This is a genomic window from Rhizobium sp. CF122 (assembly GCF_000282035.1).
Taxonomy (GTDB): Bacteria; Pseudomonadota; Alphaproteobacteria; order Rhizobiales; family Rhizobiaceae; genus Rhizobium.
On record NZ_AKKA01000121.1, the window covers coordinates 1 to 16,331 of the forward strand.

Here is a 16,331-nt window from a genome sequence, read left to right on the forward strand (position 1 = left end):
AGGCGGCCGCCGTAACGGCCGGTCCAGATGCCAAGCACGATGCGAACCAGCGAACCGGTCAGGACTGGCGTGCCGACCAGCAATCCGAACTCGGCCTCGTTCAGGCCAAGCTCCTGTTTGATGCGGATGCCAATGATCGCGAAGATCGTCCACACGGCAAAACAGAGGGTGAAGGCAATCGTGGACATCCACAATGCTTTGGCTGGTTCGCCGGCGGACATCGACTGCGTACTCTTGATAACAGACATGGCTTCTCCGGGGCCCGACAAGGTCGTGCCGATCCATCGCTAGGGGTTAAAAACAAAAAGCCGCTGGTCAGGGCGCATGCACCTGAGGTGCGCGAAATATCCTGATCAGCGGCTTTGCTGTGAGCGCCCGTCGTTGGACGCCGAATTCGTGGCCTCGTGGCCTGCCCATAGCAAAGCAAGAGCCGTGCCAGTTTATTCAAGTGTTTGTTTTTTAAAGATTAAGATCGACACCGAAAATCGGGACGGCATCTCGGCATCAGCGCATATGCAGCAGCGGATCTAAAAATTGTGCAACGCGCATAAAATAAGCGCGCGGTTAGGATCGGCTCTGAGCCGCAATGTAGCCATCCACGTCATCGGGATCGAACAGGTTACCGTCGAAGAAGCCATCCGGCCCGAGCGTCAGCGCGCCGCTGGATCCGACGGGCGTTTCGGTGCGAAGCGCGCCTTCCACCTTGGAGCTTGCGGCCGGCATGGCGACGTTCAACGTCCGCAGCGCGTTTCGGTAGATATCCGGCCTGTAGGTGTCATTGGCGATCTGCTGATGCTGCGCCGTATGTTCGATGTGCCCCCAGCGAACCATCTGCGTGTAGAACCACAGGGCGTGGCTTTTCCATGGGAATGTCGCGGCCTTGGCATTGGGGACGAAGAAGTCCTTTACGTTCCGGATCTCGCCCCCGCCGGTATGCAGAAGGCCGGTCAATGCGGGCAGCAGGTCTTCAGCAGGCCGGTTCACATAGGCGGGCCTCGCCAGCAGATCGGCAAGCTCCAGGTGGTTGGCGGCGTTCGCGCACCAGAGGGAGGCCTTGTAGAGCGCTTGCAGAAGGGCAGCCAAGGCCTTGGGATGGCCATCGGCCCAACGGCTGTTGACGCCGAGCACCTTTTCCGGGCTCGATTTCCAGATGGCCGCCTTGGCCGTCGCCAGATGCGCGCCATTGTTGAGCACGCCAAGTGTATTCCAAGGTTCGCCTGCGCAATAGCCGTCGATGAGGCCGGCCGTCAGGGCATCCGCCATGTCAGGAGGAGGCAAGATGCCGATCTCCACTTGCCGATCGGGATCGATGCCGCTCGCAGACAGCCAGTAGCGCAGTTCGTAGTTATGGCCCGAGTAGGGGTGGACGACGCCGAAGCGGAGCCGGTCTCCTTTGCGGCGATCGATGACCTGCTTCAAGGCAAGGCCGCTGGAGCGCGCATCGAGATCGGGCGAGGCGCCGCATTCGGCCATCTCGCTCCATAGACCGGCAGAGACAGTCACGGCATTGCCGCCAAGTCCAAGGGCCATCGGTACGATCATGCGCGGGGCCGGTGCGGTCAGTCCCAGATTGCAGGCGATCGGCATGGGGGCGAGAATATGCGCCACGTCGAAATGGCTGACCGCAAGTCGGTCGCGAATCGTCGCCCAAGAGCGTTCACGCACGAGCGTCAGCTCGATTTCCTGTGCCTGTGCAAAGCCCTTTTCCTTGGCGGCGACCAGTATGGCGCTGTCGAGAAGCGGCAGAAAGCCGGCGGTAATCTGATGTGTGCTCGTCATGCGTCGGTTCCCGGATCCAGAAGGCTTGCAGCGGTAATCAGGCTTTGGGCGATCTCGACGATCTTCCTGTTCTGGTTCATGGCCGTTCGCCGCATGAGCGCATAAGCTTCGTCCTCCGTCAGGCCGCGGGATCGCATCAGCAATCCCTTCGCCCGGTCGATCAGCTTGCGGTTTTCCAGTTCGCCGCGCGTCTCCTCCAGCTCGCGGTTCAGGCGCGAGAAGGCATTGAAGCGGCTGATCGCCATCTTCAGGATCGGGCGCACCCGTTCCTGCTTGAGGCCATCGACGATATAGGCGGAAACACCAGCCTCGACCGCCGCCTCGATGGAGGCTTCGTCCGACTTGTCGACGAACATCGCAATGGGGCGTTTTACCGCGCGCGAAATCTGGAAGATGCTTTCCAGCATGTCGCGGTTCGGGTTCTCGATGTCGATGACGATGACATCGGGGTTGATCTCCATGATGCGCCTCGCAAGGCCATTCATGTCGTCGATGATGGTGACATTGTCATAGCCCGCCTCGCGCAGGCCGACCTCGATGATCGACGCGCGGATGCTGTTCTCGTCGATGACGAGGACGTTGAGGTCGCTGGGCTTGGAAGAACGGTTGGCCACAGGTCTACCGCCGTTCACTGAGATCCGGGACGCGCGTTAGTTCAGATAGCGCCGGTGTCGGTATCGGGGAAGGTGCCATGCTGTCGTTGCGCTGCCCTGTGGCTCTGAGGCTTCTGCTGTGCCCGTCGTGCGGCCATTGAATGCGCGAATGGCGCCTCAAAATCAAGCAGTTTTTAGTATGCCTATTTAATGGGCTTCGTTCTGGCGTCGCCGAATTGCCTTCGGCGCCCAAAACAAGAAAGCCGCCGATGGATCGGCGGCTTTTGAGAAAGTGCGCAGAAATCAGCCTTCCGGCGGCGCCTCGATCATGCCGAGCGCGTGCAGATAAGTGTCGAGGATTGCGTCCTCTTCCATGCGTTCCTGCTCGTCCTTCTTGCGGAGCGCAACGACCTTCTTGAGAATCTTGGTATCGAAGCCCATGCCTTTTGCTTCGCCGTAGACGTCCTTGATGTCGTCGGCGATGGTCTTCTTTTCTTCTTCCAAGCGTTCAATGCGCTCCACAAAAGCGCGGAGCTGGTCGCGGGCGACGCCATGAGCATCAGACATCGTGTTCTCCTGATAGAGGGTGGGAAATTCGGATGGCGTTGACTGCCGCGAAGCGTGTCCGGGGTCAAGCCGATTCAGCCGCCAGAGATTTATTTGTGCGGCTTGTTCAGTTCAAAAGCGGCTTTTTGCTCCGCCGAGGCGTCGTTCTGGTGAAGGTTCTTCCAATCTTCATATGGCATGCCATAGACGATTTCGCGCGATTCGTCCTTTGACAGCGGAACCCCTTCGGCCTCGGCCGCCTCGCGGTACCAGTTGGACAGGCAGTTGCGGCAGAAGCCGGCCAGATTCATCAGATCGATGTTCTGCACATCGCCTCGTTCGCGCAGATGCTCCACGAGGCGGCGAAAGGCTGCAGCCTCGAATTCGGTCTGTTGTTGCTTGGTCAGGGCGGCCATTTTGGTCTCCTTCATTCGTACGGACCGGTGCGCGACACGTGGACATTATACTCGTGCAGCGCTGGATTGGCGTTCATTGTCTCGAAAATCGGCGCGAGACGCTTTGCCCATGCGGCAATGCCGGGCTCGTCGCCGATCAGATCCTGGCGCACCTCGAGCAGCGCGTGCGGGATGCCGGTCAGCATGCAATGCCGATACATCGTGTCACCCTTCAGTGCGCCATCGTAAGGTTCGTTGTCACCCACCACGAGATCGGGATCGCTGCGCAGCATATCAAGCAGGGGAGCGACTGCGCGATGATCGGTATCCCACAGAACCGCTGCGTGCCAGGGGCGGGGAAAGATTTTCCAGACCGGCGTATAGGAGTGAAGAGACAGAACGAGCGGGGCCTTGCCTGTCTTGTTCGCTACCTTGTCGATCGTTTCGCTGACGGCTTTGTGATAAGGCCGGTGGAACGTTTCGACCCGGTAATTCCACTCCTCAGCGGTGATCGGATGATTGCCCGGAACGATCGCGCCGTCTGATATCTTCATGATCAGTGTCGGGTCGTCCTCGCCACGATTGGGATCAATCAGCAACCGTGAAAAGCCGCCCAGCACGGCCGGCACGCCGAGCTTCGCCGACAAGTTCCTTACGAGTCCTTCAATGCCGATGTCATAGGCAATGTGGCGCTCGAATGCACTGTCCGGCAAGCCAAGCCTGCCATAGCGCTCGGGCAATCGGTTCCTCGCGTGATCGCCGAGCAGCACCATGCCTTTGTCATGATCGCCGGCTAATAGTTCGAATGCTTTGAAAGTGCTCATGAAGGAAATGGCCGATCGCAGTTTATGGGGCTGCCTCTGATCGCACGGGCCATGGGCTGGTTCAAGCGCGCTCGACAAGCAAAGGCTGCAGCCCGGTCCAAGTACGGTTAAAGATCCGGAATATAATCGATTAGCATTGCGTTGACATTCGCCGGGAGGCAGCGCAAGAAGGCACACCTAAAGAAATAACCGGGAGCCCATTGGAAGTCGTGTTGATTCAGACCGCGCCAAGTTTCCTTACGCGTTCCGGGCCGCTTGCCCGTTTTGCATTGTTTGTTCTCGCGGCTTTCTCGCCGTTTTTTATTGCTGATGTAGCCCGCGCCGATTTCCGCGTGTGCAACGGAACGCAGAATCTGGTGGGCGTGGCGATCGGGTATCGAGCCAAGGATGGCTGGATGACGGAAGGCTGGTGGCAGGTGCCGGCGACGACTTGCGCGACGCTGATCGAAGGCGAGTTGCAGTCGCGATATTACTATCTCTACGCCGAAGACGCCGCTCGGGGAGGCCGATGGACGGGTGACGTGCAGATGTGCGTGGCGGAAAACGAGTTCAAGATCACGGGTGTCAATGATTGCTATGCCCGTGGCTATCAGAAGATGGGGTTCAAGGAATATGACACGGGCCGCCAGGGCAGCTGGATGGTTCAACTTTCCGATACCCCCGGCACGCAAGAAAGCCCGAATTGATGAAGCGTAACCGCAAAATTAAAATCCTCGCCACGCTCGGACCCGCCTCGTCCGAGGAATCGATGATCGAGAAGCTGCACCAGGCCGGTGCGGATGTCTTCCGCATCAACATGAGCCACGCCAGCCATGACGTTATGCGCACACTGATCAAGCGCATCCGCGCCGTCGAGGCGCGTTCCGGCCGGCCGATCGGCATTCTCGCCGATCTGCAGGGTCCGAAGCTGCGCGTCGGCAAGTTTGCCGAAGGCAAGGTCGATTTGAAGCCGGGAGACACGTTTACGCTCGACAACAAGGATGTTCCCGGCGACGCCAGCCGTGTATTCCTGCCGCACCCGGAAATCCTGGAATCGGTGCAGCCCGGCCACCGGCTGCTGATCGATGACGGCAAGCTCGCACTGCGCGCTGAAAAGTGCGACGGCAAGAGCATCGTCACGACGGTTATTTCAGGCACGAAGATCTCCGACCGAAAGGGCGTCAGCCTTCCCGACACGCTGCTCACCGTCGGCGTTCTGACGGACAAGGATCGTACTGACCTCGCAGCCGTTCTCGAAACCGACGACGTCGACTGGGTCGCGCTCTCCTTCGTGCAGCGCCCGGAAGATCTGGCCGAAGTGCGCAAGATCGCACGCGGCCGCGTCGGCATCATGTCGAAGATCGAAAAGCCGCAGGCGATCGAGCGCATCGAGGAAATCATCGAGCTTTCCGACGCGCTGATGGTTGCTCGTGGCGATCTTGGCGTCGAAATGCCGCTCGAATCCGTGCCGGGCATCCAGAAGCAGCTGATCCGCGCCTGCCGTCGCTCCGGTAAGCCGGTTGTCGTCGCGACGCAGATGCTGGAATCGATGATCTCCGCGCCGGTTCCGACGCGCGCCGAAGTGTCCGACGTTGCGACCGCCGTCTTCGAAGGCGCCGATGCGGTCATGCTGTCGGCCGAATCCGCGTCCGGTGACTATCCTATCGAAGCGGTCGCGACGATGGCGTCGATCGCCAGCGCCATCGAGCGCGAGCCGCACTATCCGGGCATCATCTATGCGCAGCGCGCCCAGCCCGAGGCAACCGGCGCCGACGCGATTTCGCTCGCCGCCCGCCAGATCGCCGAGACGCTGCGTCTGTCGGCCATCGTCTGTTACACCTCATCAGGCACAACGGGTCTGCGCGCCTCCCGCGAGCGCCCGCAGGTGCCGATCCTGGCGCTGTCGCCCGTTATCCAGACCGCACGCCGACTGGCCATCGTCTGGGGCCTGCACTGCGTTGTCACGCATGACGCAACCGACCTCGACGACATGGTCAACCGCGCCTGCCGTATCGTCGCCGATGAAGGCTTCGGCAAGCCGGGCGACCGGATCATCATCTCGGCCGGCGTGCCGCTCGGAACGCCTGGCGCGACCAACATGCTGCGTATCGCCTATATCGGCTCCGACGGCCAGAGCGGCGTCTGAGACTTTCCCTAGGGATTGAACGAATGCCCGTCGCCGGACACAGGCGGCGGGCTTTCTGTTTTTGGTCCACGCGATGCTCCCTTGCGTGTGGCGCATGCGCATGCAAGTCTCCCGTGCCGAGATCGGGAGGGCATCATGCAGACAGTCACGCTTCTTGCGTTCGCAGCCGTTTCCTTCGTTGGCATCGCCACGCCGGGACCAACGGTGCTTCTGGCGATGACCAATGGTTCGCGTTACGGCGTCAGGCGTGCCGCCGCCGGCATGGTTGGAGCGGTGCTCTCGGATTTTGTACTGATCGGGGCCGTTGCTATCGGTCTCGGCGCGCTGTTGGCGGCGTCGGAATTCTGGTTCTCGGCGCTCAAATATGTCGGCGCCGCCTATCTGGCTTTTCTCGGCATCATGATGCTGCGGTCGAAAGGTACGATCGATGCCGCCTTGAAGCAGGGGGCGGTGGCGGCGGGCGGAACGCCGGCTTCGATCGCCCTGAAGAGCTTCATGGTCGCGGTCACCAATCCGAAGGGCTACCTCTTCTTTTCGGCCTTCCTGCCACAGTTCATCGATCCGACCAGCCCGCAGGCGGCGCAATACGCCGTGCTCGCACTGGTGTTCGCCTCCCTCGATTTCATCATCATGCTTGCCTATGCCGTGTTCGGCGCGCAGGCCGTCCGCTTCCTCAAGACGAAGGGAGCGCTTTGGCTTGAACGTGCCTGTGGCGGCGCGCTGCTTGCGCTGGCTGGTTCGCTCGCGCTCTATCGTCGGGCGACGGTGTGACTTAGGGCAGGGAAACGTGCCCGACCCGATAGATCTGGCTTGAGCCTGCAATGAGCGGAGCCGATCGCTGCAGGCTGAAGCGCACCAGCGTCCACCTGGTCGGCTCGAAGGCTGAAACCGAGGCGAGGACGTCAGCCTGTCGTGCTTGGCGTTGCGCCCGTCTGGCTTCCTCGTCTCTGATGTCGGCGAGCGCGGAATAGGGCTCGATGGCGATCACCTCCTCGGCAGCGAATTTAGCATCTCCCAACGCGGGTGCGGTTTCGGCGTGCCATATGATCCAAGTCTTCACGCGGGGCCAGCCGAAGGACTGTGTCAGTCCTTCGAAGCCGGGTCCGGTGAGAAAGTCGCTAGCACCATACGGCTGCTGCCAGAGATAGAAGGGTGCATAGAGGTTTTCGCGGGATCCGAACTCGCCCTTGCGAGCGCTGAGATAGGCCTTGAAACCGAGACCGGGAAATCCGTCCAGCATCGGCCCCTTGTCGCGGATGCGCCGGTCGATGATCGACATGTCATAATCGGCCGGCAGGGTGAAGCTGTATTGCATCGCCATCATGGGAGAACCTCCACCGGCTCAAGCCAGTCGACGAAGCGGCCGGCTTCGGCGGCCTGGATGCTGAGATAGCTGAACGGGCTGTCGGGTCCGGCACCGTGCCAGTGCTTCTCGCCGGCGGCGAACCAGACGGCATCTGCGGTCCGCAACTCCTCGATCGCGCCGCCATCGCGCTGTGCCAGGCCCTTGCCGGATAGAATATAGAGCAGCTGCCCGCGCGGATGCGCGTGCCAGCGGGTGATCGTACCGGTATCGAGGCTCGCCCGCATCGCCGTGTTCTCGCCATCGGCTGCTCCCTCCAGCAGCATCTCCACCCAGAACGGCGCAGTGGCGCTGCCGACAGGCGAGCGAACGGCATTCCCTGGCAGGCGGATCGTCATGCGTTCGGGATTGCCCGTCATGCTGCACTCCCGAATGCGCTGGCTTCCCAGCCGGGTTCGCTCATCTGCGCCTTTCCATCGCCGAACGACCACTCATCCGGCGATGTGGTGGTGACGACGATCATGACGTCTTCCGGCCGGATGCCGGGCGACTGTCCGAGAAGCTCGGCGGCGCGCTTGAAGAACGTCTGGCGGGCCTCCGTCGAGCGAGGCTTCCCCGCGGTGATTGCGAAAAGCACGAAGTCGTCGGAGCGAGGCCCGGCGAGATAGTTGCGATCGAAGATCAGTTCGCCCTCTTCATGCTGATGAATAGCCTGGAAGCGGTCGGTCGCCGGCACGTTGAACGTCTCGACCATGGCGCGATGTATGCTGTCCGAAACGGCGCGAAGGTAGTCCGGCGACTTGCCACGCAGGAGAGAAATACGAACGAAAGGCATGACAGCCTCCTCTCAGTGAGTTCTTGACAGGAGGAGCATCGCACGTCACGATAATGCATAAAATCGGAATTTTATGGATCAATTATCCACAAATACGGGACTGTTGAGTTGCGACGGACGATCTTCGATCTCGATGTGCTGAGGACCTTTGCGACCGGAATGGAGCTTGGCAACTTCGCGAGAGCGGCCGACCGGCTCGGCCGCTCGACCTCGGCCGTCAGCGCCCAGTTGAAGAAGCTGGAGGAACAGGCAGGAACGCCGATCTTCCGCAAGGCCGGGCGCGGCCTTGCGCTCACCGATGCCGGCGAGACGATGCTGGCCTATGCGCGCCGGCTGCTCGAGCTCAATGACGAGGCGGCTGCCGCCGTACAGAGCATAGAGCTCGAGGGCTGGGTGCGGCTCGGATTGCAGGAGGATTTTGGCGAGACCCTGCTGCCCGATGTGCTCGGCCGTTTCGCACGTGCGCATCCGAAGGTCCGCATCGAGGCACGGGTTGTGCGCAATGTCGAACTGATCGAGCGCGTCACCTCGGGAAAGCTCGATCTGGCGCTGGCATGGAGCGATGGCACGCTGACGCCACAGTGCGACAAGATCGCCGACGTCCCGATGCGTTGGATCGGACCGGCGGAAGGGACGATTGCCTGGAGCCTCGGCAGCGGCGAGCCGCTGCCGCTTGCCTCGCTGGAGGCCCCGTGCCTGTTGCGCACCGCGGCAACGAAGGCGCTCGATGAAGCTGGCATTTCCTGGCGCCTTTCCTTCGTCAGCCCCAGCCTTGGTGGATTGTGGGCGGCGACGGTCGCAGGCCTCGGCATTACCATCCGGACGCCGATCGGACTGCCCCGGAAGGTCAGGCCACTTGTTGCGAAGGAGGCCAGCTTGCCGGAGCTCCCGTCGCTCGGTCTTGTCCTGCATCGTGCCGAGGCGGAGCCCGGGCCAGCGGCGGCCCGGCTTGCGTCAATCATGCTTCAATCAGTCGGCGAGGCCGTCGCCGATGTCGTGCCGCAGGCCGTCCGCCCGGTCGCGCGAGCCTACGCCTGATATTCGCGCTGCGCGTTGCGGCGGATCGCCTGCGGCGGCTGACCGAAGGCGCGCAGGAAGGCGCGGCGCATCCTCTCGCGGTCGGCAAAGCCCGTTTCGGCGGCAACGACATCGATCGGATGCCGGCCCTGTTCCATCATCAGCCGCGCGGCCTCGAGACGCAGGTTCTCCACCGCCTTTGCCGGCGATTGCCCGGTCTCGGCCCGGAACGTTCGGCTGAACTGGCGGGGGCTGAGGTGCGCCGCTTCCGCCAGCTCCTCGACGGAGAGCGCGTTCTTCAAGTTGCTGCGCGCGTGGACAAGCGCCTTCTGAATCCGGTCCGATTTCGGTTCCAGTTCCAACAACGCAGAGAATTGCGACTGGCCGCCGGCGCGGCGGTGGTAGACGACGAGCTTGCGGGCAACAGCGCGGGCAACCTCGGCGCCATGATCCTTCTCGACCATGGCAAGCGCCAGATCCACTCCGGCCGTCATGCCGGCCGAACTCCAGACGGAGCCGTCGATGATGAAGATGCGGTCTTCCTCGATCTTGATCCTGGGATAGCGCGATTGCAACTCGTGGGCGAGAAGCCAATGCGTCGTGGCGCGGCGACCGTCCAGAACACCCGCCTCGGCCAGCAGGAAGGCGCCGGTGCAGATCGATGCCACGCGGCGCGAGGCGGCAAGCGCGCTGCGGATGAAGTCGCTTTCGCCGGGGGTCGGCAGTTTGATGCCGACGGCACCTGACACCAGCAGCGTATCGAAGGCAGGATCGTCGAAGCGCGTCGTCTCGACAGTCACCCCGAAGGAGCCCGGCACCGGTCCTCCTGTCTCCGAGAGGTAGGAGATGTCGTAGACCTGTTCGTCGAGTTCGAGGTTGGTGAACTCGAAAGCCGAGATCGCCGCAAGGCTCATCATCTGGAAGCCGGGGAAGAGAAGGACGGCGATGCGCTGCATGCTCAAAACTCCGTTTGTCCTAAAAGGAGGTTTATATGACATTCAAGACATTGGCAATCGGGCGTATGACTCCTTGCAAGCAGACAGCAGGTGCTGTTGCTCAACATGGAGAACGACTATGACCGATCATCACAAGGGCACGGCTCTCGTTACAGGCGCATCGTCAGGAATCGGCGCCATCTATGCCCATCGACTTGCGACGCGTGGTTATGACCTCATTCTTGTTGCCCGCAACGCCGAACGCCTGTCCGACCTTGCAACGAAATTGACCAATGAAACGGGTAGGACGGTCGAGACGCTCCCCGCCGATCTCGGCAACCAAGCCGATCTGGCGCGTGTCGAGGGCGTGCTGAAGACGGACCGCAGCATCACGCTTCTCGTCAACAATGCCGGTTTCGGCGGCACCGCGCCGCTGCTAGCCTCCGATGTCGACAAGATGCAGGCGATGGTCGATCTCAACGTCACAGCGTTGATGCGGCTGACCTATGCAGCCGTGCCTGGTTTTGTGGCGCGTGGCGGCGGTGCGATCATCAACATCGCCTCGATCGTCGCGATCGCGCCCGAAATCCTGAACGGCGTCTATGGGGCCAGCAAGGCCTTCGTTCTTACCTTCAGCCGGTCGCTGAAGCATGAGTTGGCGGACAAGAACATCCGCATCCAGGCCGTGCTGCCGGGAGCAACGGCGACCGAATTCTGGGGCATCGCCGGCACGCCGGTCGAGCACCTGCCGACCGAGATCGTCATGCAGGCGGAAGACATGGTGGATGCGGCTCTTATCGGCTTCGACCAAGGCGAATTCGCGACCATCCCAGCCCTCGAAGATGCCGGACTGCTGAAGGCCTACGAGGATGCACGCCGGGCGCTGATGCCGAACCTGTCACGGTCGGCACCGGCTACGCGCTACAAGGCTGCGTGAGGAAAGTAGTGAGGCAGGCTTGTCCTGCCTCTATCCATGCCGCGCCAGCGCGTCCGCGAACATCTCGGCATCGACGTTGCCGCCCGAGGTAACGACGATCACGTTGTCTTCTTCCAGCTGATCGCCATGGAACAGGGCTGCGGCAAGCGCCACCGCGCCGCCCGGTTCAACGACGATCTTCAGTCGTACAAAGGCGAGCGCCATGGCACGGAGCGCCTCCTCGTCAGTGACGACGACGCCGGCGCCCGCGAGGCGCTGCAGGATCGGGAAGGTGATGTTGCCGGGCTGCGGGGTGATGATCGCATCGCAGATGGAGCCGGTCATCGCCGCGTTGCGCTCGATCTTGCCCGAGGCAAGCGACCGCGTGAAATCGTCGAAGCCATCTGGCTCGCAGGGGCGCACGCGAAACGCAGGCGCGCTTGCCTCGAGCGCAAGCGCGATCCCCGATGACAGGCCACCGCCGCCGCAGGGGATCAACACCTCGGCCGACTTGATGCCTTCCTCTTCCGCCTGTTCTGCAATCTCGAGACCCGCCGTGCCTTGGCCGGCGATCACCTGGGGCTCGTCGAAGGGCTTGATCAGAGTCAGTCCACGTGCGGCCGAAAGCTCTGCGCCAATCGCGTCGCGGTCCTGTGTGGCGCGATCGTAGAGCACGACTTCGGCACCGAGCGCACGGGTGTTGGCGATCTTCAGTTTCGGCGCATCGGAGGGCATGACGATCACGGAAGGGATGCCATGCAGCTTCGCGGCGAGCGCAACACCCTGCGCGTGATTTCCTGACGAAAAAGCGATGACGCCGCGTGCGCGCACGGCAGGATCGAGTGCGGAAACGGCCGACCAGCCGCCGCGGAATTTGAAGGAGCCGGTATGCTGCAGGCACTCGGCCTTCACGAACACTCGCCGTCCGGCAAGCTCGTCGATGAAGGGAGAGGAGAGTAGCGGCGTGCGGCGCGCATGTCCGCGCAGGCGGGCGCGGGCGGCAACGATCATTTCAATGCTGGTCATGGAGACTCTTTCGAATGATGGTACGCCCATGCATAGGACCACACGCGACGCTTGTGAACGGTGACTTTGTCACCGTGACACGAAAAGTGTAGGCCGTGTATCGCGCTACGACACGATCCGGCAGGACGAGACGATCAGCATCAATGCTCAGTCGTTGCAGGCGGAGCTGGATTTCGGAGGTGGCGTCCATGCGCGTATCCGGTGATCAGTAGCCGCTGGCGGAACCCTCGGTGGCGCGGCTGTCCATCGCGCCATAATAGCGCGCGCCGCCGCCTTTCTCGATATCGGCGAGGCTCTTGCCCCCGACAAGGATACCGGCGGCCTGTCCCCATTGCGGCGGGCCGCTGCCGTCATCCAGCGTATGGCCCATCGCGATCAATGCCCGGATCGTATCGGGCGAGAGCGTGTAGGGCTCGAGATAGATCTTGTCCGGCTGCCACTGGTGATGGATGCGCGGAGCGTTGACCGCCTGGCTGATGTCCATGCCGAAATCGATGACGTTCAAAATCGCCTCGAGGGTGATGGTGATGATGCGTGAGCCGCCGGGGCTGCCGATCACCATGAAGGGCTTGCCGTTCTTGGTGACGATCGTCGGGCTCATGGAGGAGAGCGGCGTCTTCTTCGGTGCGATCGCATTGGCTTCGCCCTGCACGAGCCCATAGAGGTTCGGAACGCCGGGCTTTGAGGTGAAGTCGTCCATCTCGTTGTTGAGAAGGATGCCGGTGCCGGGGGCCACAACGCCGGCGCCGAAGGATCCGTTCAGCGTGTAGGTGACGGCGACGGCGTTTCCTTCATCGTCTATGATCGAATAATGCGTGGTCTCGACGCTTTCCTTGGCGCCCAGCGGCCTCAAGTTGGCTGAAGCGCCTGATTTGTAGGGATCGATCTTGGCACGGATCGCCTTGGCGTAGCTCTTGTCGAGCAATGTCGACACCGGGTTCTCGACGAAATCGGGATCACCAAGCGCGGCGTTGCGGTCGACATAGGCATAGCGCATGGCCTCGACCATCAGGTGAACTGTCTCTGCCGAGCCGTAACCCAGGAAGGACAGCGGGTAGTCTTCCAGCACATTGAGGATTTCGCAGATAATGACGCCGCCCGACGAGGGGGGAGGCGAGGAGATGATGTCGTAGCCGCGGTAGCTGCATTCGACCGGTTTCAATTCACGCACCGCGTACTGCTCGAAATCCTCCTTTGCGAGAATGCCGCCTTTCGCCTGGCTCGCCTTGACGATCGCGTCGGCCGGCATGCCCTTGTAGAAGGCGTCAGGTCCTTTGTCGGCGATGTTGGAAAGAACGGCGGCAAGGTCGGGTTGCGCGAGCTTTTCGCCGATGGCATAGGGCTTTCCCTCCGCCTTCAGGAAGATTTTTGCTGCCGCCTCGTCCTTACCGAGCCGCTTGGCGCTGCCGGCGATGCTGGCCACGTCGCCCTGTTCCAGCGTGAAGCCTTCCTTGGCGTAGCGAATCGCCGGCGCCAAGAGATCCTGCCGCGACTTCGTGCCGTATTTCTCGCGCGCCATTTCGAAGCCCATCACGGAACCGGGTACGCCGACGGCGAGATAGCCGTCGAGGCTGGCACGAGGGACGATATCGCCCTTGGCATCGAGATACATCGTCTTGGTGGCTGCCAGCGGCGCGCGCTCGCGGAAATCAAGAAATGTCGTCTTGCCGTCTTTCAGGCGGATTGTCATGAAGCCACCGCCGCCGATATTGCCGGCCGTCGGATAAACGACGGCGAGCGCGTAGCCGACGGCGACTGCGGCATCGACGGCATTGCCGCCGCTCTTCAGCACATCGACGCCGACATCGGTTGCCAGGTGCTGGGCGGTTACAACCATGCCGTGCTCGGCCTCAACGGGCGTGGGCGAGGCAGCGAGCGTCGGCGGTGCAAGAGCGAGTGACAGCGCGGCGACGACGGCAAATATTCTGATGTGGGGGTGATCCATGGCTTCCCTCAAAGCATGACGGTGCGATGGATATGGGACGCGGCGAGCGCTAGGCAATGCACGGCCGTCCGCTAAAGTGTGTTCGGTCCGGGTTTCGCGGAAACGTCAGTTTCCCGTTGCCATGCGTGGCGTCAGTCCGCCGAAGGGTGCGGCAAGGTCTGTCGGCAATGCGGGCCCTTCATGCACCAGGCGACGTTCGGCCTGGCGTGCGGCAGCTTGGAGATCGCAAACCGCGCCGCCGATCTTCTCCATCGCGGCAATGGCGACATCGGTGACGACATAGTCCGGCTTGTGACCGAGGCCACGGATCTTCACCAACTCGGAGCCGGCGATGTCACGGGCCAGTCCTTGCGAATGAAGGTGCTCCCAAACGATGGCATCGCTGTCGCCGGTGATGATGACGGTCGGGGCGGTGATCTTAGAATATTGCGGGGAATGTGCCTTGAGATAGTCGAGCAGGCGTATGCAATCGATGGCGTTATTGTAAAAAGCTTGCGGGCGCAGCACGAGCGTGGGGCCTGTTCTGGCTATATAGTCCTCAGGGCGCGGATTAGGACGGAAGACATTCATCGTCGCCTGCTCCAACCGTCGCAAGCCGAGCGGCACGACAACGGCGTGATTGAAGAGCCAACCGAGGATGGGCATCACCGCGAGATGATAGTACCAGTCGATGCCGCCAGGCCAAGGATGCGTCGCCGGGGCGAGAAAGAGCAACCCCTCGGTCATATCTGGATGCCGGACTCCGAAGGCGGCCGCAATGGCGCCGCCGAAGGAATGGCCGACGACAATCGCCCGCTTGATCCCGCGCTGTTCCATGAGTTTTGCGATCGCATCCGCCTGCCCCGAGGGCAGGGCATTCTCCGGGCCGCCGCGCTCCGAGTAGCCGTGCCCCGGCCGGTCGACGAACAGCATTTCCGCACGGCCTTCCAGGGGCTGCAGGAAGGCGCCGACCTGATCAAGCAGATTGCCGGCCGCGCCATGGATGAACACGAGCGGGGGCAGATCGGCGGTCTTGGGGCGAGGGACGTGAACGGCGTTCAGCCGGTAGCCGCCGATATCCGTGAGTTGGCCGATGTTCGGGTAGCTGGCCTCAAATTGCCGCCTCTTATAGGAGGAGTAGCCGATGGCGGCGACGACAGGGGCAAGAAAAGCGGAAGCTTCGGCAAGCATGGCAATATCTGCTGAAATCACGTAACCGATACGTAAGATTGGGCCGCGTGGTTCACCGTCAAGATCAGGTGCGGCTGCCGGCCAGCTTTTCGGAGAGTGTGTTCATCTGTTCCTGGGCGCTTCGATTGGCCGGATAGATCTCCAGGAAACGCTCCCAGGCTTTCAGGGCCAACTGGTCATTTCCCGTTTCGGTTAGAATGGCCGCCATGCCGGAGAGTGCGCCGAAGTGCCGTGGCTCGAGGTCGAGCACATGCTCGATGTCGGACATCGACTTGCGATAGCTGTCATTGGCGTAGTTGAGCGTGGCCCGGCGATTCCAGCTTTCGGCGTAGTCCGGCTTGAGGGCGATAGCCTGATCGAGAAAGTCGAGGGCGGCAGCGGTGCGCTTCTCCTGGATCGCTTTGTCGGCCCATTGCATCAGGAGGTTGACGGTAGCACTCCCCGAGTCGTTCCAGACGGTGCGGATTTCGTCGGCGATACTGCTTGCCTTGTCCGGATCGCGTTCGCGCTTCAGCTGCGCATGGAGCTGATCCAGATGCTGCTTGGGTGTAAGGTTTGCGTCCGGCTGCTCGACGATGACTTCCTTTTCCGCGGCGGCGGCGGGAAAAACGGTAGCGAGCAGGGCAAGGGACAGCGGCAGCGCCGCGCAAGTCATAGCAAAAAAGCGCATGGCGGGCATACTAGCCCGCCATCGCCGAAGATCAAAGCAATTTGATTTGATTGCCGCGGCAATCCCTGGGCAGTCATGGGCAAATGCCACGAAGCCGTCCAGGCGCGCTATATCAGCCCTGGCGAGCCTTGAAGCGCGGGTTCAGCTTGTTGATGATGTAGATGCGGCCCTTGCGGCGAACCAGGCGGTTGTCACGATGACGAGCCTTGAGCGACTTGAGCGAATTCTTGATCTTCATTGTTTTGATCCGCG

The 16,331-nt window shown here is 61.8% G+C and carries 19 protein-coding genes and 1 pseudogene; 5 read left to right on the forward strand and 15 right to left on the reverse strand.

Annotation, left to right across the window (positions count from 1 at the left end; genetic code table 11):
- The 6 genes and pseudogenes from PMI09_RS28310 to PMI09_RS28335 all read right to left on the reverse strand — a co-directional run.
- Nucleotides 1-248, reverse strand: a pseudogene (locus PMI09_RS28310) (MFS transporter); the annotation flags it as partial.
- Between the two features lie 316 nt (nucleotides 249-564).
- A complete protein-coding gene (locus tag PMI09_RS28315; RefSeq protein ID WP_007802462.1) occupies nucleotides 565-1,779 on the reverse strand; it encodes a CmpA/NrtA family ABC transporter substrate-binding protein in 1,215 nt (404 codons plus the stop codon).
- Nucleotides 1,776-2,393, reverse strand: a complete 618-nt coding sequence (locus tag PMI09_RS28320) for an ANTAR domain-containing response regulator (RefSeq protein WP_037084447.1) — start codon at nucleotides 2,391-2,393, stop codon at nucleotides 1,776-1,778. The genes PMI09_RS28315 and PMI09_RS28320 overlap by 4 nt, the downstream gene beginning before the upstream one ends.
- Before the next feature lie 282 nt (nucleotides 2,394-2,675).
- Complete coding sequence (locus PMI09_RS28325) at nucleotides 2,676-2,939, reverse strand: DUF2312 domain-containing protein (protein WP_007527482.1); 264 nt, start codon at nucleotides 2,937-2,939, stop codon at nucleotides 2,676-2,678.
- A gap of 89 nt (nucleotides 2,940-3,028) precedes the next feature.
- Nucleotides 3,029-3,334: a DUF1244 domain-containing protein gene (locus PMI09_RS28330; protein WP_007802466.1), complete on the reverse strand. Its 306-nt coding sequence runs from the start codon at nucleotides 3,332-3,334 to the stop codon at nucleotides 3,029-3,031.
- A gap of 11 nt (nucleotides 3,335-3,345) precedes the next feature.
- A complete protein-coding gene (locus PMI09_RS28335; protein ID WP_007802468.1) occupies nucleotides 3,346-4,137 on the reverse strand; it encodes an N-formylglutamate amidohydrolase in 792 nt (263 codons plus the stop codon).
- Between the two features lie 200 nt (nucleotides 4,138-4,337).
- On the opposite strand from PMI09_RS28335, the gene PMI09_RS28340 reads away from it, so the two are divergent.
- The 3 genes from PMI09_RS28340 (at nucleotide 4,338) to PMI09_RS28350 (ending at nucleotide 7,033) form a co-directional block, all read left to right on the forward strand.
- The gene (locus tag PMI09_RS28340) at nucleotides 4,338-4,823 is read left to right on the forward strand and encodes a DUF1036 domain-containing protein (protein WP_007802470.1); all 486 of its coding nucleotides are present in this window, start codon (nucleotides 4,338-4,340) and stop codon (nucleotides 4,821-4,823) included.
- On the forward strand, nucleotides 4,823-6,262 hold the full coding sequence (gene pyk / locus PMI09_RS28345) for a pyruvate kinase (RefSeq protein WP_007802472.1): 1,440 nt from the start codon (nucleotides 4,823-4,825) through the stop codon (nucleotides 6,260-6,262). The genes PMI09_RS28340 and pyk overlap by 1 nt, the downstream gene beginning before the upstream one ends.
- 135 nt (nucleotides 6,263-6,397) lie before the next feature.
- Nucleotides 6,398-7,033, forward strand: coding sequence for a LysE family translocator (locus PMI09_RS28350; protein WP_007802474.1), 636 nt, complete (start codon nucleotides 6,398-6,400; stop codon nucleotides 7,031-7,033).
- A 1-nt stretch (nucleotide 7,034) separates the two neighbouring features.
- Here the strand turns inward: PMI09_RS28350 and PMI09_RS28355 are convergent, their stop codons facing one another.
- From PMI09_RS28355 to PMI09_RS28365, 3 genes are read right to left on the reverse strand one after another with little or no spacing between them, the layout of a single operon-like run.
- Nucleotides 7,035-7,586 carry a DUF4865 family protein gene (locus PMI09_RS28355; RefSeq protein WP_007802476.1) on the reverse strand — a complete coding sequence of 184 codons (552 nt, stop codon included), beginning with the start codon at nucleotides 7,584-7,586 and terminating at the stop codon, nucleotides 7,035-7,037.
- A complete protein-coding gene (locus PMI09_RS28360; protein ID WP_007802477.1) occupies nucleotides 7,583-7,984 on the reverse strand; it encodes a cupin domain-containing protein in 402 nt (133 codons plus the stop codon). The genes PMI09_RS28355 and PMI09_RS28360 overlap by 4 nt, the downstream gene beginning before the upstream one ends.
- Nucleotides 7,981-8,400: a tautomerase family protein gene (locus PMI09_RS28365; protein WP_007802479.1), complete on the reverse strand. Its 420-nt coding sequence runs from the start codon at nucleotides 8,398-8,400 to the stop codon at nucleotides 7,981-7,983. The genes PMI09_RS28360 and PMI09_RS28365 overlap by 4 nt, the downstream gene beginning before the upstream one ends.
- A gap of 108 nt (nucleotides 8,401-8,508) precedes the next feature.
- Between PMI09_RS28365 and PMI09_RS28370 the strand changes: the two genes are divergently transcribed.
- Nucleotides 8,509-9,438 (forward strand): LysR substrate-binding domain-containing protein, encoded by a 930-nt coding sequence (locus PMI09_RS28370; RefSeq protein ID WP_007802482.1) that lies wholly within the window; start codon nucleotides 8,509-8,511, stop codon nucleotides 9,436-9,438.
- On the opposite strand, the gene PMI09_RS28375 is transcribed toward PMI09_RS28370, so the two are convergent.
- Nucleotides 9,429-10,373: a GlxA family transcriptional regulator gene (locus PMI09_RS28375; RefSeq protein ID WP_007802485.1), complete on the reverse strand. Its 945-nt coding sequence runs from the start codon at nucleotides 10,371-10,373 to the stop codon at nucleotides 9,429-9,431. The genes PMI09_RS28370 and PMI09_RS28375 overlap by 10 nt on opposite strands.
- A 118-nt stretch (nucleotides 10,374-10,491) precedes the next feature.
- Here PMI09_RS28375 and PMI09_RS28380 point away from each other — a divergent pair, with 118 nt between their 5' ends.
- Nucleotides 10,492-11,289 carry an SDR family NAD(P)-dependent oxidoreductase gene (locus PMI09_RS28380; protein WP_007802487.1) on the forward strand — a complete coding sequence of 266 codons (798 nt, stop codon included), beginning with the start codon at nucleotides 10,492-10,494 and terminating at the stop codon, nucleotides 11,287-11,289.
- 30 nt (nucleotides 11,290-11,319) lie between these two features.
- Here PMI09_RS28380 and PMI09_RS28385 read toward each other — a convergent pair whose 3' ends face one another.
- The 5 genes from PMI09_RS28385 to ykgO form a co-directional block, all read right to left on the reverse strand.
- A complete protein-coding gene (locus tag PMI09_RS28385) occupies nucleotides 11,320-12,294 on the reverse strand; it encodes a threonine ammonia-lyase (RefSeq protein ID WP_007802490.1) in 975 nt (324 codons plus the stop codon).
- A gap of 205 nt (nucleotides 12,295-12,499) precedes the next feature.
- Nucleotides 12,500-14,239 (reverse strand): gamma-glutamyltransferase, encoded by a 1,740-nt coding sequence (gene ggt / locus PMI09_RS28390; RefSeq protein WP_007802492.1) that lies wholly within the window; start codon nucleotides 14,237-14,239, stop codon nucleotides 12,500-12,502.
- A 105-nt stretch (nucleotides 14,240-14,344) separates the two neighbouring features.
- Complete coding sequence (locus PMI09_RS28395) at nucleotides 14,345-15,409, reverse strand: alpha/beta fold hydrolase (RefSeq protein ID WP_007802495.1); 1,065 nt, start codon at nucleotides 15,407-15,409, stop codon at nucleotides 14,345-14,347.
- 64 nt (nucleotides 15,410-15,473) lie between these two features.
- Nucleotides 15,474-16,088 carry a hypothetical protein gene (locus PMI09_RS28400; protein ID WP_007802498.1) on the reverse strand — a complete coding sequence of 205 codons (615 nt, stop codon included), beginning with the start codon at nucleotides 16,086-16,088 and terminating at the stop codon, nucleotides 15,474-15,476.
- Between the two features lie 103 nt (nucleotides 16,089-16,191).
- Nucleotides 16,192-16,317, reverse strand: coding sequence for a type B 50S ribosomal protein L36 (gene ykgO / locus PMI09_RS28405; RefSeq protein WP_003566454.1), 126 nt, complete (start codon nucleotides 16,315-16,317; stop codon nucleotides 16,192-16,194).
- Nucleotides 16,318-16,331 lie beyond the last annotated feature (14 nt).